Origin of the sequence: Mesorhizobium alhagi CCNWXJ12-2 (assembly GCF_000236565.1) — a bacterium.
GTDB classification, from domain to species: Bacteria; Pseudomonadota; Alphaproteobacteria; order Rhizobiales; family Rhizobiaceae; genus Allomesorhizobium; species Allomesorhizobium alhagi.
On the sequence record NZ_AHAM01000337.1, the window covers coordinates 1 to 21743 of the forward strand.

The following is a 21743-nucleotide window of genomic DNA, read 5'->3' on the forward strand; positions in this document are numbered from 1 at the left end:
CGGACCCTATGGCGACGCCGAGGAAAAGGCGCGCGCCGCGAAGAAGGGCATATTCGGCCGGCCGCCGGACAAGAATTCCCTGCCGCCGCCGTCCTCGTCCGTCAGCACGTTGCCTAGGCCGTCAACTGACCCGACAGCGCCTTCTGAATGAGAGCGTGCGTCTCGGCGATGCCGTAGAGCGCCACGAAGGAGCCGAAGCGCGGGCCGCGCTCCTGGCCGATCAGGACCTGATAGATCATCTGGAAGAATGCGACCGAAACGCCGGGTCCGCCTTCCGGGCTCTTCTTGTTATGATCCTGATAACGCTCGATTTTCCGCGCGACATTGAGCGAGGCGTTCTGGATAGCTTCTCCGTCGGCATCGGCCGGCAGCGTGCCAAGCGCGTCCGACAGCGCCTGAAGCGCCTCGCGCTCCACTGCGTCGGGAGATCTGTATACCTTCGCCGGCTTAACGAAATCGTCGAAGTAGCGGATGGCGTAGCCGGCGAGCCGGTCGAGTTCTGGGTGCGACTGCGGCGTCACGCCGGCGACATGGCGCGAGATGAAGCCCCACAGCACGCTTTTGTCGTGGGCGTTGGAGGCGCTGACAAGATTGAGCAGCAGCGCGAACGGCACCGGCAGGTCGATCTGCGGCGGATGGCCGTCATGCATATGCCAGACGGGATTGCCGAGCCGGGTCTTCCAATCCTGCTTCTGGTATGCAGACAGGAAGGTGTAATATTCGTCGACGGCCTTCGGGATCACGTCGAAATAGAGCTTCTTCGCCGTCCTTGGCTTCTGGTACATATAGAGGCTCAGGCTCTCGGTCGGCGCATAGGCGAGCCACTGGTCGATGGTGATGCCGTTACCCTTCGACTTCGAGATCTTCTGCCCGTTCTCGTCGAGGAAGAGTTCGTAGACGAAGTGTTCCGGCGCGCGCCCGCCGAGCGCTTCGCAGATGTGGTCATAGACGCCCATGTTCGGCCCGTGATCCTTGCCGAACATCTCGAAGTCGACGCCGAGCGCGGCCCAGCGCGCTCCGAAATCCGGCTTCCATTGCAGCTTGACCCTGCCGCCGGTAACCGGCAGCGTGGTTTCCGTGCCGTCTTCGTCGTCGAAGGTGATGGTGCCGGCAGCCGCGTCGACATGCTTCATCGGCACGTAGCGCACACGGCCGGACGTGGGTGAAATCGGCAGGAAGGGGCTGTAGGTCGCCTGCCGTTCCTGGCCCAGTGTCGGCAGCATGATCGCCATGATCGCGTCGTAGCGTTCGGCCACGCGCTTCAGGATCGTGTCGAATCGGCCCGACTTGTAATAGTCGGTCGCGCTCGCGAATTCGTAGTCGAAACCGAACGTGTCGAGGAAGCGCCGCAGCATCGCGTTATTGTGATGCCCGAAGCTTTCGTAGTCGCCGACGAAGGGGTTCGGTACCGAGGTCAGCGGCATGTGCAGGTACGGTTCGAGGAATGCGCGATCAGGCACGCTATCGGGAATCTTGCGCATCCCGTCCATGTCGTCGGAAAAACAGAGCAGCTTGGTCGCGACCTTGTCTTCGGTCAGGATGCGGAAGGCGTGGCGCACCATCGAGGTGCGCGCGACCTCGCCAAACGTGCCGATATGCGGAAGGCCGGACGGGCCGTAGCCGGTCTCGAACAGCACCGTTTCCGGAAAATCGCGGCCTTTGTAGCGAGCGACGATCTTTTTCGCCTCCTCGAACGGCCACGCCTTGCTGTCGGCGGCCGCCTCGAGGATTTCGGGGTTGAGATCGATCACATTTGATCTCGCCATTGTGCCTGTCCTGTATTCCTGTCGGCAGCGGTTGCCGGTTCTGTGCTTGTGGGGCTGTTCGGCAATCCCGGCCGCCGCATTTCGCGTGTATGTCGCCGGGCGAATTTGCAGATGGTCTCTATGCGGGCCGGTCGGGGGCGTCAACATTGGCCCGGTTTTTCCTTGCGGGGACATGGCCGCGTTCCTACCTTCGCGGCAACGAAAAACGAAGGGGACTGGAATGGCTTTGCCGACCGCGCATGAAGCGCTGATCTATCTGATGGTGATGACCTCCGCTTCCGACCGCGACATGACTGATGTCGAACTGGCCCGGATCGGGAATGTGGTTCGATCCTGGCCGATTTTCGAGGGCTTCGACGACGAGAGGCTGATCGGCATCGCCCAGGATTGCCAAAAGCGGCTCCACGAGAATGGTGGAATGACCGGCCTCCTGACCCTCGCGCGCAAGGCAATCCCCGAGCATCTCCACGACACCGCCTACGCCATGGCGTTTGAGGTCGCCACCGTGGATCTGGAAATGCGCATGGAAGAGCTTCGCGTGCTGCAACTTCTGCGCCAGCATCTCAACGTCGACGACGCTACCGTCGCCGCGATCGAGCGGACGACCAAGGCCCGCCACCGGACGCTGACATGAGGATGGGATGATGGGCGAGGGCGCTGGCTTTCCGGAAGCATGGATCCGAGGGGCCGTGTTCCTTGCGGTATTCGGCTCGCTGGCGGTTCTGGAGCTCTGGTCGCCGCGCCTCGAACGCGACGAGTTGCGCGGGGCGCTGAAAACGCGGCGCTGGTTCACCAACATCTCAATGGTCGTCCTGTCGTCGCTGGTCCTGCGGATAATCTTCCCGGCAGCCGCGGTCGGCGCGGCGCTTTGGGCGGAGTCACGCGGCTGGGGCGTGCTGCGGCTTGCCGGCCTGGACGGCATAGTGGGCGGCGTCATCGCCTTTATCATGCTCGACTTCGCGGTCTGGCTCGAACACGTCGCCAGCCACAAGATACCGCTGCTGTGGCGCATCCACCGGATGCATCATGCCGACACCGGTTTCGACGTCACCACCGGGCTGCGGTTCCACCCGCTGGAAATCGTCCTGTCCATGTTCTGGAAGGCTGCGATCGTGGTAGTGCTCGGCGCGCCGGTGCTTGCCGTGTTGATTTTCGAGATCGTGCTCAACGCCGGCTCGATGTTCAGCCATTCCAATCTGAGCATCGACAAGCGTGTCGATCGGTGGCTTCGCCGTGTCATCGTTACACCCGACATGCACCGCGTCCACCACTCCAACGATCTTACGGAGACGGACTCGAATTACGGATTCAATCTGTCGTTGTGGGACAGGCTGTTCAGAACCTATGTCAGCCAGCCAAAAAAGGGCCACGACGGCATTGCGATAGGGCTTTCGGGGTATTCCGCGAGCGAAGCGGCGCGGCTCGGCCAGTGCTTGGCCTTGCCGTTCGTTTCGCGGCCGAGCGCCTATGTCAGAAGAAGCTGACCGGAAAATAGCGCAGGTAGAGTTCGGCGAAGACGCCTTTCACCGCGATCTGGTGCAGCGCCGCGTCGAACGCGGCAGCCAAGGCCGGCTCGTCGGCCCTAGTGGCGATAGCCAGTCCCGAGCCCAGATATTCCGGCGCCAGATAGGGGCCGCCGGCGTACCGGCAGCACCCGCCGGCTTCGCTCCCCGCCAGCCAGAAGCCGAGACGCATGCCGTCACCGAAGACTGCGGGGACCTTGGCGGCTTTCAAATCCTGCAGCATCCAGTTCTGCCTGGAATAGGTGACGATTTTCACGCCCGGAAAATTGGCGCGCAGCATGCGCTCGTGCGCCGAGCCGGCGATGACGCCGACGCGCTTGCCCTCCAGCTTATCGAATACCGGTTCGGACACCGCTGTCGGCTTCGTCATGGCGAAGCGCGCCGGAAACCGCAGATATGGCCGCGAAAAAGCATATTTCAGCCGCGATTCCGGCGTCACGGCGACGCCGGCCATGATCGCCTCGCCCTGTCCGCTTTGCAGCATGCCGTCCAGTTCCGCCCATGGGACAGCCTGGATCTGGCATTTGTCGGCGATGTCGAGCTCGGCGCAGATGGCGCGCGCCAGGTCGACATGGAATCCCGACAGGCGGCCTTCGCCATCGAGGAAATTGAAGGGCGGGAAATCCGTCGTGGTCAGGAACCGCAGCCTGGCCAGCCCCGACAGGTCGGGTTTCGGCAGGCGCTCCTTGGCGTCCCAAAACATCGGGACCTGCGGTTCGGCCGCGAGTGCGGGGCCGCAGGCAAGTGCCAGTGCGCAGAATGCGGCCAGAAGGACGGCGCGAAACTTCATTTGGGTTCCTAGGCAACGGATGTCAGCTTGTTCTAGCGCCGGTCGAGTACGATTCCCAGCGCTGCGGCGAGCGGCAGCTTTCCGGCGATGCAGAGGGCACACAGTCGCCCCGCTTCGGCGGAAACATCCATTCGGCCGGAAGCATGGTTACCGGACTATTGCCAAGAACTGACAAATTTTATCCCTGCAACCCAAGGTTAATGGCGGTAATCGGATTGCGCGCATAACATCGTTCAATTGCAGGTGGCAACGGGGGGTTGCCGGTGGGGTGCGGTTTCTTGCAGCCGCCGCTTTCATGCGGCGGTATTCCGATACCTGATATCTGGATTTTCGGCAACGTCGGCAGGCGTTGGCTGGGGCGCTGGCTGTGTTTCGGGGCGCAGTTCTATCCACCATTGCGCGGCGTGTCATGGGTATCCTAGACGCCGACTTAACTGGACACCATTCCAGACCGATAGGCAGCTTTGTCGTCGGTCTTCCGGAGTCCGATGCCCCCGCGGGCGATACCGGGATCAGTCTCTTTGCCGCTCTTCTCCTTCCCGAACTTGCCGATTGGCAGCCGGTTCTCGACCGGGTCGGGGTGTCGTTCCAGGCGGCGCTGCGCGTGGCATCCAACGCCGGCTCCCATGGAACCACGTTCCTCGGCGAGTTGCTGGCCTCGGGCCTTGTCGAAGAGCGGGCGCTCTACCGCGCCATAGCGCATGAACTAGACGTGCCTTTTCAGTCAGCTGTCGACGCCAACAAATTGCTCATCCGAGACGCTGACTGCCTGACCTTGCTGCGCCGGCCAATTCCAAAGCTCCTCTTGGCGCGCATGGAAGAAAAAGCCGGCGCGAGCACGCTTCTGGTAGCGCCGGACAGGGCGAGCTTTTCTACCCTGCGCCGGCTGTGCGGCAGAGATACCGATCTGAGGCGGCGACTCCGCATCGTTGCGCCATCGGTGTTGCGCAAAGCTCTGCTCGAGCGCGCCGCGCCGCTTCTAGCCCGAGCCGCCCTGACCGAACTATCCGACCGCCACGCTGATTGCTCAGCGAGAACGGTCGTCACGGGGTGGCAGGGTTACGCGCTCGGCGTGCTTTCGGCCGCATTGCCGGTCGCGTTTTTGTTTTTCCCGTCCGGCGCCCCGCTAGCTCTGCACATCTTGTTCTCGACGCTGTTTCTGGCCTGTGTCGGCCTCAGGGTCGCCGCAACGGCCTGGACCCCGCCGCCGCAGCGCCGCTATCAGGAATGCTCCTCGCCCGACTGCCCGGTCTATTCGGTGCTCGTCGCGCTCTATCGCGAAGCCAACGTCGTGCCTGACCTGCTCCGGGCCCTGAGCAGGTTGCAATGGCCGCGCAGCAAGCTTGAGATAAAGCTGGTCTGCGAGGCTGATGATCTGGAAACGATCGAGGCGATCAACGCGCACCCTCTGAGATCCTACGTTGAAGTGGTGGCGGTGCCGCCCGGCACGCCGCGCACCAAGCCGAAGGCCCTGGCTTATGCGCTGCCGCTGGTCTCAGGCGAGTTCGTGGTGCTCTACGATGCCGAGGATCGTCCGCACCCGCAGCAATTGATGGAAGCCTGGCAGAGATTTCGCGCCAGCGGTCCCGAACTGGCCTGCCTGCAGGCCTCGCTCGAAATATCGAACCGCACCGAAACCATGGTTTCGCGCATGTTCGCCTTTGAATATGCAGCGCTTTTCCGCCGGCTGCTGCCATGGCTTGCGGCGAAGGGCGTGATGTTCCCGCTCGGCGGTACTTCCAACCATTTCCGTGCCGCCGCGCTTGCCGACGTCGGCGGCTGGGATCCCTACAACGTGACCGAGGACGCCGATCTCGGGCTTCGCCTCGCGCGCTTCGGCTACCGCGCCGAGACGATTTCGTGCCCGACTCTCGAAGACGGGCCGGAGGACTTCAAGACGTGGCGGCCGCAGCGCACGCGCTGGTTCAAGGGCTGGATGCACCTTTGGGTTGAATCCAGTAAGTATCTCATAATAAATGAGTTTTGAGAAAATTTCGGAGACTAGGCTGACAGCATAGCAACGCTATAGCAACAAATCGGACAAAACCCTCGCACTCCGGCGCTTCGATTTCCGGTCTCAGCGCGATATGAGACCATGACGCTCGGTCGCGATGGAGAGGACGGCCAAGGCGCGGGAGTGCTGCCTCGCGGCCCGGAAGATGGTGGCGGAGGTCAAATCGCCCGCTCAGGAGAAGCAGCGCGAAAAGCGCAGGCTTTCTGCCGCCTCCACTTTCGGCGAGGCGGGCAAGCGCTGGTTCAGGGACGCCAAGATGGCGGACAGCGCGCGCTCGATGCGCACGGCCAGTTTCGACCGTGACATCCTGCCGGTCTGGAAGAGCAGTTTTACTGACCGAGATCACGCCTGACGACCTGCGGGCACTCTGCGCGAGGGTAAAGGAGCGCGGCGCGCCGGCCACGGCCATCCACGTGCGGGACATCGTGAAGCAGATCTATGGCTATGCCGTTCTCCACGGCGAGAAGGTCGCCAACCCCGCCGATGACGTCGGGCCGGCCTCCATCGCCACGTTTGCACCGAAGGATCGTGCCCTCAGCCCAGGCGAGATCCGGACCATGCTGAGTGAGCTCGAGCATGTGGCGACCCTGCCCACCATCCGTCTTGGGCTCAAGCTGATCCTGCTCACCATGGTCCGCAAGAGCGAGTTGCTCGACGCCACTTGGGATGAGGTCGATTTCGAGAATGCTGTCTGGAGCATCCCGAAAGAGCGGATGAAGAGAAAAAAGCCCCATAATGTTTATCTCTCGCGGCAGGCGCTCGACATTATGGTCGCGCTCAAGACCTGCGCCGCGAATTCGCGGTATGTGCTGCCGTCACGGTACGACGCCGACGAGCCGATGTCGCGCGCGACTTTCAACCGCGTCACCATGGCCATCGTCGAACGGGCGAAAACGCAGGGGCTGCTGCTTGAACCTTTCACGGTGCACGATTTGCGACGCACCGGATCGACGCTGCTCAATGAGCTCGGCTTCAATCGCGACTGGATCGAAAAGTGTCTCGCGCATGAGGACAACCGCACGTCGCGCGGCGTTTACAATAAGGCGGAATACGAACCGCAGCGACGGCACATGTTGCAGGAATGGGCTGACATGATCGACGCGTGGCATGTAGGGAAGAAGCACACGCCGACGCTCCACCCGCCCACAGTCCAATCGATTACTCTCGATCCAACTTGACCGGCCGCGTCCTGCGCAGCCGTACATCGGGCGCGGGCGCCGTTTCGATCCTTCCGGCTTCGGAGGCGCGCCGTCGCTCCTCGAGCCAAGCCTCGACCTCGGCCAGGTCCCAAACGACGCAGCGCGGCGTCAGATAAAAGCGCCGCGGAAATTCGCCACGCTGCTCCATCTCATAGATAGTCGTAGCCGATAACGGCACAATCTCTCGCAACTGCGCCCGCCGGATGGTGCGCCGTACCGGACGCGATCCGATGTGGGGTAAAACAGGGAGCGCCTGCGATTCATCCTTGGCGCTCTGTGCGTCCGAATTCTGCTGACGCTCGACCATGTCTCGGACCTGAAAGGCGAAAACGTTCAAAAGTTCCGGGCCAAAGATCACATGAAGCGCCGAATCCGTTTATAGCCATCAGATGCGACGATGCCGCCCTTTTCGGCAACTTGTGCACTGGCTTACGGCGTGCAGGCTGGCGGAGGATTTCATGTACAAGCTCTATACGCGCCCCAACACCGGCGGCTTCGTCGTCGAGGCGGCGTTCGCTTTGGCGGGCGTGCCATTCGACCAGATCGATGTTCCGAAGTCGGACCCACCCGACCAGGCCTTTCTCCACATCAGCCCGTTCAACCAGGTCCCGGTCCTGATCTTGCCGGACGGAAGCTCGATGACCGAGTCGGCGGCGATCTGCATCCTGCTCGCCGAGCGCCACCCGGAGGCGGACCTGGCGCCGACGGCGAATTCACCCGGCCGCGCCGACTTCCTGCGCTGGATGATCTTCATGTCGTCGGTCATCTATCCGGCCGACCTGCGGTTCTACTACGCCCATCGCTACACGACTGACCCTGGCGGCGTGGAAGCGGTGAAGGAGGCTGCGATTGCCGAAATGGAACGCGGCTTTGCCATTCTCGATGCCGCCCTCGAAGGCCAGGACTGGCTAATCGGCGACCGGCTCTCGCTGGCCGACATCTATCTCGTCATGCTGGTGGCTTGGCATCCTCAAGTTGAAAAGGTTCCGAGCGCCTGGCCGAGCATCGAACGCCTGTGGGCCGGGTTGCGGGAGCATCAGGTGATGAGGAAACTGAACGCCTCCCACGCCATGTGGCCGGCCTGAACCAATGGCCCTGGTTCACGGTTTTTCCACGCGGCCGAGCCCCGCCCGTCGTTCTTGCAGGTACCGGCCTATGGCCGTCGCATTCTAGGCCGATCGCCCGATCACGCTGCGGCCGCTTTCAGAGTCTTGCCGAGCCTGGCCAGAAGACCGGCGCGCTCTGCCAATAAATCTGGTAGTCGGCAGTCGCTTGTCGCCGCCAAGCTCATCAGGTGCGCTCAACCATTCGTCGAGCCCGGTCCGTTCCGGCACGCGGAACGGATGCGCGGATGTGGTATTTGGCGCGCATCAGCGCTGGGCCCATCGTTGTCGGCGACACTGGGAAGGCCGAGGCGATCGATGTTGCGTCGAAGCCTAAAATAGGCTGCAGGATCAGTGGCGCGCGCACGCCGGCCTGGATCGCCGGAGGACGCAGGCAAACAGCATTGCCCTGAAGCCTTTGGAACCCGCATCCAGGTCCATCCCAACGGCGCGTCCGAGCTCCGGTCGGTGACGCTGAGAGTTCCCCATACCATCCGACTATGCGGACTTCAGCGGTTTCGCGGAAGCGCGCTGCCTCGCGAGGAAGCTCGGAGCGAGGCTACTACTAGAAAGCCCCGAAACACAGTCAGCAAAAGAGCATTCGGCCCAATGCGAACGGATCAGCCTTGGCCGCTGACCAGCTCAAGCAAGTCCCAGCTTTTTCCTGAGTTCGGCGTTTTCTTTCCGGAGCCGGTCGGCGAGGAGCTTCTTCAGACGCGCATTCTCTTCTTCAAGCTTCACCAGATCCTTGAGCCCGTCGCTCTGAGTTGTCTGCCCGGCAGCCTTCTTCCACTGATAGTAGGTCTGTTCCGATATTCCGGCTTTCTGGACAGCGGCCTTGATGCTCTCTCCCCGTCCGATCTGCTTTTCGATCTCGCCGAGCTTTTGGGCCCGCTCTTTTTCAGAGTATATTTTCCGCGCTGTCTGGACCTTAGGCGAAGCGACCGCTTTAGATGAAGACGCCTGTGGGACCGACTTGGCGGCTCTGGTTCGTAGGGCACCTGCCTGCTGCCCGGTTCGCTTCTTCGGCTTCGGAGCCTTTTCCTTTCTATCAGGTGTCTGTTCTTTCACGTGCACCTCGGCTGATACCTGGTTTGCCTCGGTTTCCTTGAGGTCGGCCATGAGGCGCTCCTAACGATGTCAACATCTGTTCTCGCGTGCAGCATCAAGAACTTGCTGGTTTTGTCAACCGTAGGCTGAGAGCTGTGCTCCTCAGTGCCACCGTCGGAGCCATAGACATGATGCGGGCCAGCTGATTGATGTTACTCTTGTCGAGGCGCGCTTTCGTGCTTGGCAGCGAATCCATTCGCTCGCGGCTGGACGAACTCCTCTTCCTCGAGATGATGCGCCAGCATTTCAGTCTCTTCCGGCCCGGCAGACCGCCTGACTGCCTGGCTGCGCAACCGCTTTCTCGGCAAGGTCCTGGTCATGCTGCCGGAGTCTCCCTATGGATGGCGCTGCACGAGCTGGAATCCCGCGCCTGCCTATCGCGGCGGCATTAGCCGCTTTGTCCATCTCGTAGGATTATTCTGCCATTCAGTTTCTGACGCAGTGGCGCATGCAGTCGGCCGCACGCCTTATCGACGGCTGCACGAAGATGGCCGCAATATGCTGCCGCGAGATTGGCTAATCAAAAGCGGGCTACAGCCGGCCCTTCAAGAAAACTGTTGGCCGAAGTCAGTTCGCGCGCGCTTCGGCGGCTTCGAACGCCGTCCACTCCACGGGCTTGAACCGGGATTTCTGGAAGCGACCGCGATAGGTGTGTGGGCTTACCCCGATTGTTTTGGCGAACGCCCTGCGCATTGTATTGACGTCGCCGAACCCGCTCGAGATTGCTATCCGTTGCAAGGGCTGTGTCGTATCCTCAAGCAGGCGGCGGGCGGCATCCGTTCGGGCCGCAGTTACGAACTCGGCCGGTGTGACGCCGAGTTCGCGACGGAATACGCGAGCGAAATTTCGCGTGCTCATGCCGATCTTGTGTGCCAGATGATCAACGCTGAGGGGCGCGGTGAGATTGGTGAGGACATATTCCTGCGCCTTCTGGATCATCGTCGTTTCGGACATCTGGCCGACAAGATGGGCGCTGAATTGTGACTGACCCCCAGGGCGCTTGAGAAACATCACCATGTAGCGCGCGACAATCATGGCTATCTCGCGCCCATGATCCTCCTCAACAAGGGAGAGCGCCAGATCGATCCCCGCGGTCACACCGGCGGCGGTAATCAACGAGCCGTCGCGGATAAAGATCGCATCGGCATCCAGATCGACATCGGGAAAATCATTGCTGAATTTCTGTGCACACTCCCAATGCGTTGTAACCCGCTTGTTTCCAAGCAGGCCGGCGGCCGCCAGAAGAAAGACGCCGGTGCATATGGAGCCGTAACGACGAACTGTGGGAATCCGCCGCCGCAGCCAGTCGATCACCCTGGGGTCAATGTCCTGAAATGACGGGTCGCCTGCAACGAGCAGCGTGTCGATCCGCTCGTCCGGATCGAAGATCGTTCTGTCGGCGAGGAAGCGCAGCTGGCCCGTGCCGGCTATTGAGGGAGCGCCGGTCGACATGATCTGAATATCATAGGCGCCCATGTCGTTGAGGCGGCGTGCCGCCTCCCAGAAGACCTCTGCCGGCCCGACGATGTCCAGCGACTGAACCCCAGGTGGTGAGAGAATTACGATGCGCATGGGTGGAGCATCCTCATCTGGCGGAGGCATCCGGCACAGCCGCCGTCTGCTTTCGCGTATGCTGTTACAAGCAAGCTTCGTGCCTGACACGAATCTGCCGTTTCAGGGGGGCAACCGTTTGGGTGCGGGCGCGCGACCGGCAAGGCACGGCGAGGGACGCCAATCCGTCGCCGGCTCCATTCGCGTCATGTCTCGAAGCGGCTGAGAAGCGTGCCGCTCAGCGAACCAAGCAGAAGCCAGAACACTAGGCTGGTCAAAACTGCGTGCTCGATGAACTCACGTTCGAGAGCTTCAGGCGCCAGCGCATGTGCACCGTCAGGTGCGGCCGGCGCGCCGATCAAATGCGGTATGGCGACCAGAACAACGGCGGCGACTACGGCCCAAGGCTTTCGGACGAATACGGCAAGCCCGATGCTGGCGGCCGTCGCAAAGGCCGTGCCTATCCACCAGATTTGACGGTTGGGCAATGGCGCTGACGGCGTCCCGGGCAGTTCCGGCGGAAGACCGAATATCGGGGCGAGCACTACGCAGGCAAAACCCGCCAGACCCCAAAGGAGGCCTTCGCGCCAGGTAACGGGTTTGCCGCGTATGGCAATAATGCCGGTCAGCACGAGTGCATAGCCGATCGCCGTCAGGACATTCGTAACAACGGTGTAGGCGCGCCGCTCAAAGCCGTCTGCGGGCTCCCACGCTTCTGCCTCGTGAGCGTGAACCGCCAATGCGCTGTGGTCTTTGCTGGAGGCTGCCGCGTGCTGTCCGGAGGTCTCGACGGCCTTCTCATACACCTCGGCTTTCAAGATAAGCTGGCTGGTGCCGAGAAACTGGGCAGCGCTGACCGCCACGCCGACTATGAGGCCGACCAGGACGGAAGCGAAGACGATGGAACGGAAAAGCGACATGTGCCTCTCCCGTCAATGGCAAGGGAACGCGTTCGCGTGCCGGCTGTCATGGGCGGCATTGTGGAGCACATCGATATGCGAGAAGCCCACGAGCCCGATGATCATCAGGCCGAAACAGACAGCGAGCGCCGATTGCAGCAGATTAACGATCGACGTGTCGATCCCGGCCTTGGCAGTGGAAATGGCTTGAGAGGCGGACATCGGGTTTCCTTTGATCTGGTCAGGCGGAACAACCGCCCGAATTTTACGATTTGAGTTGAGCTTAGATTAGGTCGCGAAAGCGGCTTTGATTTCGTCGGCATCCAGTACGCCGGTCTTGACGGCAGCCTTTTCCAGCGCGGCAAGCCAGCGGTCGTAGTAATTCCACGACGAACGGTCCACGGGATGGGCATCTTCCCATGATTTGATTTCCGCGATCAGTTCGTCGCGGAAATCGTCCCATTCGAAATAGCCCTGCTTGGCCAGCGCCAGCGCCATCCCGAAAGCGGTGCGTTCCCATTCGCTCGAAAAACAGAGCGAACCGTTCGCCCGGGGCGGATTGTCCGGCTTGCCCATCATTTCCGTCATGGCGAAGCCTTCGTAGTGGGTCAGCATGGCGCTTTCTCCGTCAGGAGGCTTTGGCGACGGCGACGCCCATCATCGTCTCGGGCGTGATCAGGGCTTCCAATTCCATCTCCGAGAGATGCTCAGTCCCGGCCGGCCGCTCCGGCACCACGAACCAGCGAATCTGGGCGCTTGAATCCCAGACCTTGATTTCCACGGCATCGGGAACGGCGAGACCGAACTCCTTTAGGACAGCGCGCGGTTCGCGGGCAGCGCGACTGCGGAAGGTCGGGTCCTTGTACCAATAGGGCGGCAAGCCCAGTACAGGCCAAGGGTAGCACGAGCACAGGGTGCAGATGATGAGGTTATGGACATGCGGGCCATTGGCAACAGCCCGCATGTGCTCGCCCTCCGCGCCCGCCATGCCTTCCGGCAGGTTCAACTCCGCGATCGCTTTTGGCGTATCGGCGACCAGCCGATCCTTGAACGCCGGATCGGACCAGGCCTTGGCGACGATCTTGGCGCCGTTGAACGGCCCCATCCTGGTCTCGAAGAAGTCGAGTACCGTGTCGACGCTCTTGTCGGTGATGACGCCCTTTTTGATCAAAAGGGCTTCTAGGGCCCTGACGCGCGCTGCACTGTAAGCTTCGCGGTCATCCCGGTATTTGAAGCGGTCATCCATCCGTGTGCTCCTCAAATGGGTGTTCAAGCTGCCTTGGCGGTCGCAATCTCTCCTTCGAGAGGCGCCAGGTAGGATGCGTAAAGATCGGCATAGAGACTGAAGTTCGGCTCGGCGTTGCCGGGCCAAAGCGCGGCCGGTTCGAACCGCACGCAATAGACCGGCATTGCTTCGCCGACGCCGTCAGGGCCGGTGTCGCAGAGGTAGGTATAGGCGCCGTCGTAGACGGTCTCGATGGTGCCCGTCTTGTCGCGCAGGAAGCCGGGCAGGCGCGTGTGCTCGACCGATGGGACGTTCCTGATCGCGATGGTGTCGCCGACCGTGAATTCGAAGGTGACCTGGACGTCGCGCTTCGGGCTGTCGCCTTCCACGAGATACTGCACCACTCGCTCGTCGATCTCGGCGGCGCCGGCCACAGGCAGCGGCTTCGACGGATTCTTGTAGTATTCCTCCGTCAGGGCATCCAGCTCCTCGGCCGTGATGTAGCCGTTGGCGATGAAATAGCCGGAAATGCCCCCCAGCCATTTCTCGTAGTAGCGATACTTGAAATAGTCGAACGGGTTGAGCGATTCCGCGCCCTTGCGGAGATCGGCCCAGGTCCAGACCGTCGTAAACGTCGACGGTGTCTTCGGCAGGGACAGCTGCGAGGAGAGGGCCATCATCGCCGTGTGGATGCCGAAAATCCGGGTCTCCCACGGTTCCACGAACACACGGACGTCCGTGCTGACCGGTCCGAGATTCTCCAGTCCGCCGAGATAATGCTGTAGCTTCATATCAATGATCCTTCTTGAAGATGCCTTGGGAGCGCATCAGGCCGCGACGGGCTTCTTGCTGGACAACAGCGCGGTACCCATCTCGGATAAGAGGCCGAAGATCCCACCGAGCAGCATGGCCGCCATGGCCACAAGCGTCGGGTGGTTGAGGTCAGCGGTAATGATGCTCGTATTCATGGCGGCCGTCGTGCCGACGAGGGAGGCGAAGCCGAAGACGATCGCCGGCGGGAAATCCAAAATCTTCATGCCCGAGACGAGGATCATCGCCGATGTGCCGAGGCCGACCAGGATCGCCGCAAAGATCGGGTGCGCGGGTCCGAACTGGATAATGATCAACGTAATTGTGGCGATGAGAATGCCGGTCCAGTTCGAGACAATCGACTTGATCAACCCTTGTTTCCCGCCGCCGCAGGCGAAGAACGATGCCCAAGCAATGAATGTGACCCAGACAGGGACCGGAATGATAGTTGCCGTGACGTAGGTATCAATGGCGCCGAGGATGCCAAGGCTGACCATTGGGGCAATAAGTCGTGACATGCTTTGTTCCCTCTTTTTGGCTGATGAATGGATTCAGGAAGCGAGCTCTCTGAGGTGCGCCAGGCAGTTCGCGAATCCGCTCCGAAGTGAACGGTCATCGAGATTGCGGCCGATGAAGACGATTTCGCTTATCCGTTGCTCCGATGGCATCCATGCCTTGCCCGGTCTGCCTTCGAGCGTCATGTGGACGCCATGGAAGACGTAGCGACGAGGATCCCCTTCAAATTGAAGGACGCCCTTCATGCGAAACATATCCTTGCCGCTTGCCTGCACGAGCCGGTTCATCCAAGCGTTGAACATTGTCGGATCCAGTGCGCCGGGTTCGCGGATCGCCACGCAGCCAATGCTCTGGTCATGCTCGTGATCGTGTTCTTCGAGAATGTCGGGATCGATCGAGAGGATATTTTTCAGATCGAAGGCGCCGATGTCGAGAACGGCGCAGCGATCGACCACACTCGACTGTGTCCTGACGATCCTTGCCAGCGGATTGAGGTGCCGAAGCTTGCTCTCCGTAAGAGCGAGAGACTCCTTTGACTCAAGATCGGTCTTGTTGAGCAGCAGTACGTCGGCGAAACTGATCTGCTCCATCGCTTCATCAAGGGCCATGTGCCGTTCCACGTGCCGGGCGTCGACGACGGTGATAATGGCGTCGAGTTGCAGGCGCTCCGCAAGAACCTCGTCGAGAACGAAAGATTGGATGACCGGTGCTGGATCGGCGAGCCCCGATGTTTCAACAATGATGCGATCGATCGGACGGCCCGAAGCGAGCAAGGCTTGAATTGCTGAGATCAGGTCGCTTCTGACTGTGCAGCAGATGCAGCCATTGTTCAGCTCGATGATCTCATCCTTTGCTTCGACGACCAGTTTCCCGTCGATGCCGACCTCACCGTATTCGTTGACGATGACAGCAATGCGCTCATGTTGTGAGGTGGAGAGCAGGTGATTCAGGAGTGTTGTTTTTCCGGCCCCAAGGAATCCGGTAAGAATGCTCGTCTTCAGTTTTCCCATTGGCCCGTGTTTGCCCTGTTGGACGAAGCGCTGCCCCCGGACGAAATCCGAGTTCATCGTCGCAGTTTTTGACTGTTGCGAAAGCTCAGACCGTCGACATCGGACGGACATGGGGGTATTACAGCTAAATTAGCTGCGCTGCACAATGGCTAGAGTATTTCATTTTCGGCCAAATCACTGCAAGATTCTGCCATACGTCAGTATAATAACAGCCGAGTCTATTATTTATACTGAATGTCTAGTGTTTAATCACGAGCTGATGAATGTTTAGGCGCTGCACCCAATCTTTGCGCCGCAAGCGGGTCACAGACGACCCTCGGCAATCGAATGTGGCAAGACACTTGTCAGCGAACCCAGGCGGAATTCCGCAAGCGAAACGGCCGGCCTATGGCGGTGCTATCGGCGCAAGCGAGCGCTCCGTCGACCTCTCTCATCTCAGTTGGAGATGTTGGTGAACGGTTTCACCGAGGCCCACGGGATCAAGGCAGCATTCGTCGATCGCCCGACGCTGCTCGGCATGCCATCGCTGCGAGATCGGAAGACCGGTAACGGAGCTCCTGGCGGCTCAAGAACCGCGCGTGATCAATCTCTGGGCAAGCTCAGCCGCGCTCGCCCGGGCTACGCAACCTTGACCGGCTCCGCCCTGGCGAGCGCTCGCCGCCACCTCCTGGGGCCCCTGTCGACGCGATTGGTGCTACCCGCGCCGGCGAGGCTTCTCGTGCAAAGTGTTTGCAGCTCATCGGCAACGCTTCACCCGGGGCCGGGCTCTTCGGACGAACGGACGCCCTGCGTTTTCAAGAGCCGATACAGATGTGCGCGGCTTATGCCGAGCAGATCGGCGGCTCGACGCTTGTTTCCTTGAGTACGCTCCAACGCGGCATGGATCTCCGCTCCGGTCTGGGTTTGAATTCGCCGCTTAAGCGGAGGGATCGATCCATCCCGCGCCGGCTCAGAAGGAGGATCGGTAAAGGGCAGTGAGAGCTTGCCGGTGATGATCAGCCGCGTCAGAACATTTTCCAGTTCGCGCACATTGCCGGGCCACGCATGCCGCAGCAACAGCTGACGGTCCTTTTCTGCCAGAGCGGGAATCGGCTTGCCCAACCGTGCAGCGATGCATGAGAGCAATCTCCCCGCAAGAAAGCTGAGGTCATTCCGCTCACGTAGAGCAGGCACATTTATGGGCAGAACATTCAGCCGGTGGTAAAGGTCCTCGCGAAAGCGGCCGGCCTTGACAAGATTCGCGAGAGGTCGGTTGGTGGCGCATACAACCCGAGCGTTGACGCTCACTGGAGTGGTGCCGCCTACCCGCACGATCTCGTTGATCTGAAGGACGCGCAACAGGCTCCCCTGAAGAGAAAGCGGCATATCACCGATCTCGTCCAGGAACAGCACGCCGCCACCGGCAAGTTCGAACTTGCCAGGCTTGCCGCGATCGCGGGCGCCGGTGAAGGCGCCGCCTTCATAGCCGAACAGCTCGGCCTCGACGAGCTCACTTGGGATCGAAGCACAGTTGACCCAGACGAAAGGTTCGTCGGATCGGTCGGACAGCGCATGAATAGCATGTGCGGCCAATTCCTTGCCGGAACCGGTTTCACCGCTGATGAGCACTGGCAGATCATAGGCCGCGACCAGCTGAAGGGAGCCGCGGTACGATTCCATCTGCTCACCTTCTCCAAGGATATCGTCCAAGCTGAATTTTGATTGCCACAGCTTGTTGCTTTGAGGGATTGCTAGCTCCGCCTTCGAGATACGGCTGTATGTCTTCTTCAGCGCATCGAAATCGGAGAAAAGGGCCAGCCCTACCGCACCGATGGTAACACCGTCGCGCTGTACCGGGACCTGCTTCGTCACCAATTTGTGCCCGCGAACTTCCAAAGGATAACCCACATGGGTCCCCACGCCTCGCGCAACGAAGTGAAGCTTCGTTTGCGGCCCAACCACATCTGTTATGTGTCGACCCAGAAATTCATCTGCCTCGCCTCCCAGCAGGCGACAATAAGGCTCGTTGATCAACACAATCGTTCCAGCTGTATCGACGGCGACCAAGCAGTCCGAAACGTGATCGAGGATGAGCCTCAGAAACTCAGCCTCTTCCGATGAACCCACAAACCATCCCGGAAGAGGCATGCAAATCCTTATCTTGTTAGGGCCAATATGCTTCGCAATTGGATCGCGTCTCGCAAATGAGACGTTTATGTCTCCTTCGCGAGACGATACTGTTGTGGTTGCTGCGTGTCAAACACGTCTAGCAGCTTTCTGGGCATAGATTTTCCGGTGGTATATCAATTGGATAGTGGTGCGCTGGGGCCGGCGCGTCCGGACTGGCCCGAGCCTTGCGAGGTTCCTTGCGTAGAAACGCGCAGGAGGAACGTATGACGCGCATCGACACCTTGGAAATCGGAGACACAGTGGTTCGCGTCTCGGGATCTGGAACACCGCTAGTGTTCGTGCACGGGTTCACGACAACGGCCGAATTCTGGCGAGAACAGGTCGAGGCCTTCTCGTCGCGATATAAGGTCGTCAGGATCAATTTGCCGGGACATGGTGTAGCCCCGCGCCCCCAGGGGCGCGGCTACACGGTCCAGGCCTTTGCGAACGATGTGCTCGACGTCTATCGCGCGCTGGACATTGATGAGGCCGTTCTTGTCGGTCTTTCGATGGGAGGAACCGTGGCCCAGAGCTTTACGCTATCCAACCCCGAGCGCGTGCGAGCGCTTGTGCTTGTCGGTGCTACGTCGCACGGGCTTGGTGAGGACGTGAATGCCGGCAATGTGCTGAAAGCCATCGATGAATTGGGTGTCGTAACAGCAAGCCAGAATGTCATCGAGCGATCCTTCGGCCGAGCTGCAAGCGCGGAGCTCATCGCATTCGCCAAGCAAGAGGTCGCGCAGACGCCGGACTTTGTGGCGCGCAATGCGATCGCCTCCCTCAATGCATCAGACAGCCGACACAGGCTGGGAGAGATCCGGGTGCCAGCATTGGTCGTTGTAGGGAACGAGGATGTCATCACGCCGCCGAGCGAGTCGGTTGTTCTGGCAGAAGGAATTACCGGCAGCCGGCTCGAGGTCGTCGCCGAGGCCGGCCATTTCCCGATGCTCGAGCAGCCAGAGGTCTTCAACCGCGTGCTCGACGAGTTCCTCGTCGCCAACGTCAGCCAATCCGATCAGAAGAGGGGCGTAGCCCTCTCGCAACAAGCTGTTTGAATGGGAGGCTCAAATGTCCGTCCAAGACATCACTTCACATGCCCCTTCGAAACCACAAGCGCTTGACCAGGACACCAAGCGAACCGTCTTTGCCGCGGCGCTCGGCACCGTGTTCGAGTGGTACGATTTCTTCGTATACGGCTCCCTTGCCGTATTGTTCAGCACCCTGTTTTTCCCGAAGGGCAATGAAACCGCAGCGTTGCTTGCCGCGCTGGCGACTTTCGGGGCAGGCTTCGTCCTTCGCCCGTTCGGAGCCATCGTTTTCGGACGGCTTGGCGATCTTGTTGGTCGCAAGAAGACCTTCCTCGTGACCATGCTGGTCATGGGGCTTGCCACGGTGGCCATCGGTTTTCTGCCGACGTTCGAGACGATCGGTTGGGCCGCTCCCATATTGCTGGTGTCTCTGCGTCTGTTGCAGGGCCTGGCCGTCGGCGGCGAATTCGGCGGCGCCGTCACCTATGTCGCGGAGCATGCCGACGTGAAGAAGCGGGGGTTGACGACGAGTTGGATCCAGATCACCGCGACGCTCGGTCTGTTCATGTCGCTGATCGTGATCGTTCTGTGCCGCGCTTCCATGTCGGCGGAGGATTTCGCAAGCTGGGGCTGGCGCATACCGTTCATCGGCTCGGTCGTCTTGCTCGTCCTGTCGCTCTACATCCGCCTCAAGCTGCATGAATCGCCCGTCTTCCAGGAGATGAAGGCGCAGGGCAAAGGATCGAAGAATCCGATCGCCGATACCTTTGCCAACGGCCGCAACCTGCGCCTCGTGCTCGTTGCCATCTTCGGCATCGTCGCCGGGCAGGCGGTCATCTGGTATACGGGTCACTTTTACAGCCTCTATTTCATGACCACGACGCTGAAGATGAGCCACGATCAGGCAAACTTCTACCTTTTGACGGCACTCGCTCTCGGCACGCCGTTCTTTCTCGTCTTCGGCTGGCTGTCCGACAGGATTGGACGCAAATGGATAGTGGTGACGGGCTGCGCGCTGTCCGCGGTGCTGATCATGCCGCTGTTCCAGGGCTTGGCGAGCTACGGCAACCCCGCGCTCGCGGAGTTTCGCGCCAAGACGTCAGTGGTGCTAACTGGAAATGATTGCCGCCAGGATCAGTCGTTCGTCGGCCAGCTTTTTCGGCCGAAGACAACGACAGACTGCCAGCGGGTGAAGGCGCTGCTGACGGCTCGTGCTGTTCCCTACACTGTCAACGCGGGCGCTGAACCCCTCAGCATCCAGATAGACGACGACGCCCCCAGAGCTTTCGACGATGCCCAACTCCTTGCGGCATTGACCGAAAAGGGGCTGCCGCCGGCAAACACCCCCGTGCAGCCCAACGGCCCCATGGTGGTCGCCGTTCTGTTCGCATTGATCTTTCTTGCGACCATGGTCTACGGACCGCTGGGCGCACTCTTGGTAGAGTTGTTCCCGGTTCAAATACGCTATAGCGGCGTCTCCGTTGCCCTGCAGTTCGGCAACGGCTGGATTGGTGGATTCGCGCCTTTTGTTGCGACGGCTGTCGTCATCGCGACCGGCAATATCTTCGGTGGCCTCTGGTACACCGTCGCGTTTGCCGGTTTGACCGCGATCATCGGAGCGGTTCTGCTACCGGAAACACGTGGTCGCGACCTGAGCGACTAGAGCGACGGAAAGAAGACCGCGGCGCTGTTGTGACGGCGCCGCGCGTCATTTCTCGCTTTCAACCGCTTCGGCTGATGAGTCCGCTCGACAGGCTGAACCGGACTAAATTCGACCCCGCATAAAAGATTGGCCAGGTCATCATCGGGGCCGGTTATGCCCAAACGTTATGGATCTGACAGTAACATTGGCCACCTGATGGGGGTCGTCCCAGGAACCATCAGGGATCAGCGATCAAGCGCCGATTTAGAATCCGCCGTCTTCGAGCCGACCTCCTGCTCCTTCAGCATCCCGAAGCTGTTTCCGTAAACCGCGATGGTCGCATCGCCCGTCTCCCCTTCGAGGGATTTAGCCAAAACTGGAGGAAGTTCAGGGTCTCAGGTCAATGTCCCTGCCCAGGCGATCGGGCCGCCTGGCCTAGCGGGACTCTTGGCGGCAAATGAGACGGACGGCGAGTGGGCCTACACCTGCACCTGTCCACCGCCCGAATTGGAAGCAGCGATCCACGGCATTACCGCCCCCGAGTCTTCCAGGATTCCGGCTCGCTTCGCGAAGCCGACAAAGGCATAGCGGGCGATGCCCATCGGCTTACGGCCGTCATGTGCTTGGTAGCATGCGCGGAGGGCTGTTGCATGGATTAGATTCCGGCGGTCCTCCGGCCATTCCTCCAGAAACTCGATCGCGATTGCGAGATCGACAATCTCCTGCACAAGGTAAGATCCATGCTTGATGAAGACGGGGCTGCTGAATGCCGTGAGGTTCATTCGTTCCTCCAAATTGTCGAACGGCTCGGGTGTGTGAAGCGACCGCCGTTGGGATCGTCGGCGACCATCGCAGAGTGTGTTGTCAGCCTGATGACGGTTCAAGATGGGCCCGATGCGAACGCCTCAACTTTGGCCGCTGACCGGCTCAAGCAAGCCCAAGCTTTTTCCTGAGGTCGGCGTTTTCCTTCCGGAGCCGGTCGGCGAGGAGCTTCTTCAGACGGGTATTCTCTTCTTCAAGCTTCACCAGATCCTTGAGCTCATCGCTTTCTGGACAGCGGCCTTGATGTCCGATCTGCTTTTCGATCTCGCCGAGCTATTGGGCCCGCTCTTTCTCAGAGTAGATTTTCCGCGCTGTCCGGACGACAGGCGAAGCGATCGCTTTAGATGAAGACGCTTGTTGGGCCGACTTTGGCGCTCTGGTTCGTACAGCGCCCTCCTGCCGCCCGGTTCGCTTCCTCGGCTTCGGCGCCTTTTGCTTGATATCAGGCGTCTGTTCCTTCACGGGCACTTCGGCTTCCTTGAGGTCGGCCATGAGACACTCCCTGCGATGTCAAACATCTATATCTCGCGCGCAGCATCAAGAACTTGCGGACTTTATCAACCACGGCCAAAAGCCGTGCTCCTCAA

The 21743-nt window shown here is 60.6% G+C and carries 20 protein-coding genes and 3 pseudogenes; 7 read left to right on the forward strand and 16 right to left on the reverse strand.

The genetic code is table 11. From position 1 onward, the window contains the following. Nucleotides 1-113: 113 nt before the first annotated feature. Nucleotides 114-1766, reverse strand: a complete 1653-nt coding sequence (locus MAXJ12_RS33480; protein WP_008840683.1) for a lysine--tRNA ligase — start codon at nucleotides 1764-1766, stop codon at nucleotides 114-116. A gap of 220 nt (nucleotides 1767-1986) precedes the next feature. Here MAXJ12_RS33480 and MAXJ12_RS33485 point away from each other — a divergent pair, with 220 nt between their 5' ends. After that, on the forward strand, nucleotides 1987-2400 hold the full coding sequence (locus MAXJ12_RS33485) for a tellurite resistance TerB family protein (RefSeq protein ID WP_008840684.1): 414 nt from the start codon (nucleotides 1987-1989) through the stop codon (nucleotides 2398-2400). Nucleotides 2401-2407: 7 nt separating this feature from the next. Beyond that, nucleotides 2408-3250 (forward strand): sterol desaturase family protein, encoded by an 843-nt coding sequence (locus MAXJ12_RS33490; RefSeq protein ID WP_008840685.1) that lies wholly within the window; start codon nucleotides 2408-2410, stop codon nucleotides 3248-3250. Here MAXJ12_RS33490 and MAXJ12_RS33495 read toward each other — a convergent pair. Then, nucleotides 3237-4079 carry a transporter substrate-binding domain-containing protein gene (locus tag MAXJ12_RS33495; RefSeq protein WP_008840686.1) on the reverse strand — a complete coding sequence of 281 codons (843 nt, stop codon included), beginning with the start codon at nucleotides 4077-4079 and terminating at the stop codon, nucleotides 3237-3239. The two genes, MAXJ12_RS33490 and MAXJ12_RS33495, sit on opposite strands and share 14 nt — an antisense overlap. A 409-nt stretch (nucleotides 4080-4488) precedes the next feature. Here MAXJ12_RS33495 and MAXJ12_RS33500 point away from each other — a divergent pair, with 409 nt between their 5' ends. Further along, nucleotides 4489-6066, forward strand: coding sequence for a glycosyltransferase (locus MAXJ12_RS33500; protein ID WP_008840687.1), 1578 nt, complete (start codon nucleotides 4489-4491; stop codon nucleotides 6064-6066). 81 nt (nucleotides 6067-6147) lie between these two features. Then, nucleotides 6148-7271, forward strand: a pseudogene (locus tag MAXJ12_RS33505) (tyrosine-type recombinase/integrase); the annotation flags it as partial. Here the strand turns inward: MAXJ12_RS33505 and MAXJ12_RS33510 are convergent. Next, nucleotides 7252-7629 carry a helix-turn-helix transcriptional regulator gene (locus tag MAXJ12_RS33510; protein ID WP_244421694.1) on the reverse strand — a complete coding sequence of 126 codons (378 nt, stop codon included), beginning with the start codon at nucleotides 7627-7629 and terminating at the stop codon, nucleotides 7252-7254. The pseudogene MAXJ12_RS33505 and the gene MAXJ12_RS33510 sit on opposite strands and share 20 nt — an antisense overlap. A 121-nt stretch (nucleotides 7630-7750) precedes the next feature. On the opposite strand from MAXJ12_RS33510, the gene MAXJ12_RS33515 reads away from it, so the two are divergent. Next, nucleotides 7751-8377 carry a glutathione S-transferase family protein gene (locus tag MAXJ12_RS33515; protein ID WP_008840689.1) on the forward strand — a complete coding sequence of 209 codons (627 nt, stop codon included), beginning with the start codon at nucleotides 7751-7753 and terminating at the stop codon, nucleotides 8375-8377. A gap of 210 nt (nucleotides 8378-8587) precedes the next feature. On the opposite strand, the pseudogene MAXJ12_RS39520 reads toward MAXJ12_RS33515, so the two are convergent. The 11 genes and pseudogenes from MAXJ12_RS39520 to MAXJ12_RS33565 form a co-directional block, all read right to left on the reverse strand. Then, a pseudogene (locus MAXJ12_RS39520) lies at nucleotides 8588-8780 on the reverse strand (RNA polymerase subunit sigma-70); the annotation flags it as partial. 257 nt (nucleotides 8781-9037) lie between these two features. Beyond that, a complete protein-coding gene (locus MAXJ12_RS33520) occupies nucleotides 9038-9517 on the reverse strand; it encodes a transposase (RefSeq protein WP_008840690.1) in 480 nt (159 codons plus the stop codon). 555 nt (nucleotides 9518-10072) lie between these two features. Beyond that, nucleotides 10073-11077 (reverse strand): GlxA family transcriptional regulator, encoded by a 1005-nt coding sequence (locus MAXJ12_RS33525; RefSeq protein WP_008840692.1) that lies wholly within the window; start codon nucleotides 11075-11077, stop codon nucleotides 10073-10075. Between the two features lie 185 nt (nucleotides 11078-11262). Continuing rightward, nucleotides 11263-11976, reverse strand: coding sequence for a CbtA family protein (locus MAXJ12_RS33530; RefSeq protein ID WP_008840693.1), 714 nt, complete (start codon nucleotides 11974-11976; stop codon nucleotides 11263-11265). A 12-nt stretch (nucleotides 11977-11988) separates the two neighbouring features. Further along, a complete protein-coding gene (locus MAXJ12_RS33535; protein WP_008840694.1) occupies nucleotides 11989-12177 on the reverse strand; it encodes a CbtB domain-containing protein in 189 nt (62 codons plus the stop codon). Between the two features lie 66 nt (nucleotides 12178-12243). Next, nucleotides 12244-12570, reverse strand: coding sequence for a nitrile hydratase accessory protein (locus MAXJ12_RS33540; RefSeq protein WP_008840695.1), 327 nt, complete (start codon nucleotides 12568-12570; stop codon nucleotides 12244-12246). A 13-nt stretch (nucleotides 12571-12583) separates the two neighbouring features. Continuing rightward, nucleotides 12584-13201: a nitrile hydratase subunit alpha gene (gene nthA, locus MAXJ12_RS33545; RefSeq protein ID WP_008840696.1), complete on the reverse strand. Its 618-nt coding sequence runs from the start codon at nucleotides 13199-13201 to the stop codon at nucleotides 12584-12586. A 23-nt stretch (nucleotides 13202-13224) separates the two neighbouring features. Further along, nucleotides 13225-13971 (reverse strand): nitrile hydratase subunit beta, encoded by a 747-nt coding sequence (gene nthB, locus MAXJ12_RS33550; RefSeq protein ID WP_008840697.1) that lies wholly within the window; start codon nucleotides 13969-13971, stop codon nucleotides 13225-13227. Between the two features lie 36 nt (nucleotides 13972-14007). Continuing rightward, nucleotides 14008-14508, reverse strand: a complete 501-nt coding sequence (locus MAXJ12_RS33555; RefSeq protein ID WP_040589615.1) for a DUF1097 domain-containing protein — start codon at nucleotides 14506-14508, stop codon at nucleotides 14008-14010. A 33-nt stretch (nucleotides 14509-14541) separates the two neighbouring features. After that, nucleotides 14542-15516 carry a CobW family GTP-binding protein gene (locus MAXJ12_RS33560; RefSeq protein ID WP_008840699.1) on the reverse strand — a complete coding sequence of 325 codons (975 nt, stop codon included), beginning with the start codon at nucleotides 15514-15516 and terminating at the stop codon, nucleotides 14542-14544. A 750-nt stretch (nucleotides 15517-16266) separates the two neighbouring features. Then, nucleotides 16267-17622, reverse strand: coding sequence for a sigma-54 interaction domain-containing protein (locus MAXJ12_RS33565; protein ID WP_244421695.1), 1356 nt, complete (start codon nucleotides 17620-17622; stop codon nucleotides 16267-16269). 266 nt (nucleotides 17623-17888) lie between these two features. Between MAXJ12_RS33565 and MAXJ12_RS33570 the strand changes: the two genes are divergently transcribed. Both MAXJ12_RS33570 and MAXJ12_RS33575 read left to right on the forward strand, forming a co-directional pair. After that, a complete protein-coding gene (locus MAXJ12_RS33570; protein ID WP_008840702.1) occupies nucleotides 17889-18719 on the forward strand; it encodes an alpha/beta fold hydrolase in 831 nt (276 codons plus the stop codon). 13 nt (nucleotides 18720-18732) lie between these two features. Continuing rightward, the gene (locus MAXJ12_RS33575; protein ID WP_008840703.1) at nucleotides 18733-20355 is read left to right on the forward strand and encodes an MFS transporter; all 1623 of its coding nucleotides are present in this window, start codon (nucleotides 18733-18735) and stop codon (nucleotides 20353-20355) included. A gap of 458 nt (nucleotides 20356-20813) precedes the next feature. Here the strand turns inward: MAXJ12_RS33575 and MAXJ12_RS33580 are convergent, their stop codons facing one another. Beyond that, a complete protein-coding gene (locus MAXJ12_RS33580; RefSeq protein ID WP_008840705.1) occupies nucleotides 20814-21116 on the reverse strand; it encodes a DUF982 domain-containing protein in 303 nt (100 codons plus the stop codon). Nucleotides 21117-21261: 145 nt separating this feature from the next. Next, nucleotides 21262-21648, reverse strand: a pseudogene (locus MAXJ12_RS39525) (transposase). Between the last annotated feature and the right edge of the window lie 95 nt (nucleotides 21649-21743).

Bases quoted from the DNA above. Each gene is read 5' to 3' on its own strand.
- MAXJ12_RS33480 (WP_008840683.1), bottom strand. From the start codon at position 1,766: ATGGCGAGATCAAATGTGATCGATCTCAACCCCGAAATCCTCGAGGCG.
- MAXJ12_RS33485 (WP_008840684.1), top strand. From the start codon at position 1,987: ATGGCTTTGCCGACCGCGCATGAAGCGCTGATCTATCTGATGGTGATG.
- MAXJ12_RS33490 (WP_008840685.1), top strand. From the start codon at position 2,408: ATGATGGGCGAGGGCGCTGGCTTTCCGGAAGCATGGATCCGAGGGGCC.
- MAXJ12_RS33495 (WP_008840686.1), bottom strand. From the start codon at position 4,079: ATGAAGTTTCGCGCCGTCCTTCTGGCCGCATTCTGCGCACTGGCACTT.
- MAXJ12_RS33500 (WP_008840687.1), top strand. From the start codon at position 4,489: ATGGGTATCCTAGACGCCGACTTAACTGGACACCATTCCAGACCGATA.
- MAXJ12_RS33515 (WP_008840689.1), top strand. From the start codon at position 7,751: ATGTACAAGCTCTATACGCGCCCCAACACCGGCGGCTTCGTCGTCGAG.
- MAXJ12_RS33520 (WP_008840690.1), bottom strand. From the start codon at position 9,517: ATGGCCGACCTCAAGGAAACCGAGGCAAACCAGGTATCAGCCGAGGTG.
- MAXJ12_RS33525 (WP_008840692.1), bottom strand. From the start codon at position 11,077: ATGCGCATCGTAATTCTCTCACCACCTGGGGTTCAGTCGCTGGACATC.
- MAXJ12_RS33530 (WP_008840693.1), bottom strand. From the start codon at position 11,976: ATGTCGCTTTTCCGTTCCATCGTCTTCGCTTCCGTCCTGGTCGGCCTC.
- MAXJ12_RS33535 (WP_008840694.1), bottom strand. From the start codon at position 12,177: ATGTCCGCCTCTCAAGCCATTTCCACTGCCAAGGCCGGGATCGACACG.
- MAXJ12_RS33540 (WP_008840695.1), bottom strand. From the start codon at position 12,570: ATGCTGACCCACTACGAAGGCTTCGCCATGACGGAAATGATGGGCAAG.
- nthA (WP_008840696.1), bottom strand. From the start codon at position 13,201: ATGGATGACCGCTTCAAATACCGGGATGACCGCGAAGCTTACAGTGCA.
- nthB (WP_008840697.1), bottom strand. From the start codon at position 13,971: ATGAAGCTACAGCATTATCTCGGCGGACTGGAGAATCTCGGACCGGTC.
- MAXJ12_RS33555 (WP_040589615.1), bottom strand. From the start codon at position 14,508: ATGTCACGACTTATTGCCCCAATGGTCAGCCTTGGCATCCTCGGCGCC.
- MAXJ12_RS33560 (WP_008840699.1), bottom strand. From the start codon at position 15,516: ATGGGAAAACTGAAGACGAGCATTCTTACCGGATTCCTTGGGGCCGGA.
- MAXJ12_RS33570 (WP_008840702.1), top strand. From the start codon at position 17,889: ATGACGCGCATCGACACCTTGGAAATCGGAGACACAGTGGTTCGCGTC.
- MAXJ12_RS33575 (WP_008840703.1), top strand. From the start codon at position 18,733: ATGTCCGTCCAAGACATCACTTCACATGCCCCTTCGAAACCACAAGCG.
- MAXJ12_RS33580 (WP_008840705.1), bottom strand. From the start codon at position 21,116: ATGAACCTCACGGCATTCAGCAGCCCCGTCTTCATCAAGCATGGATCT.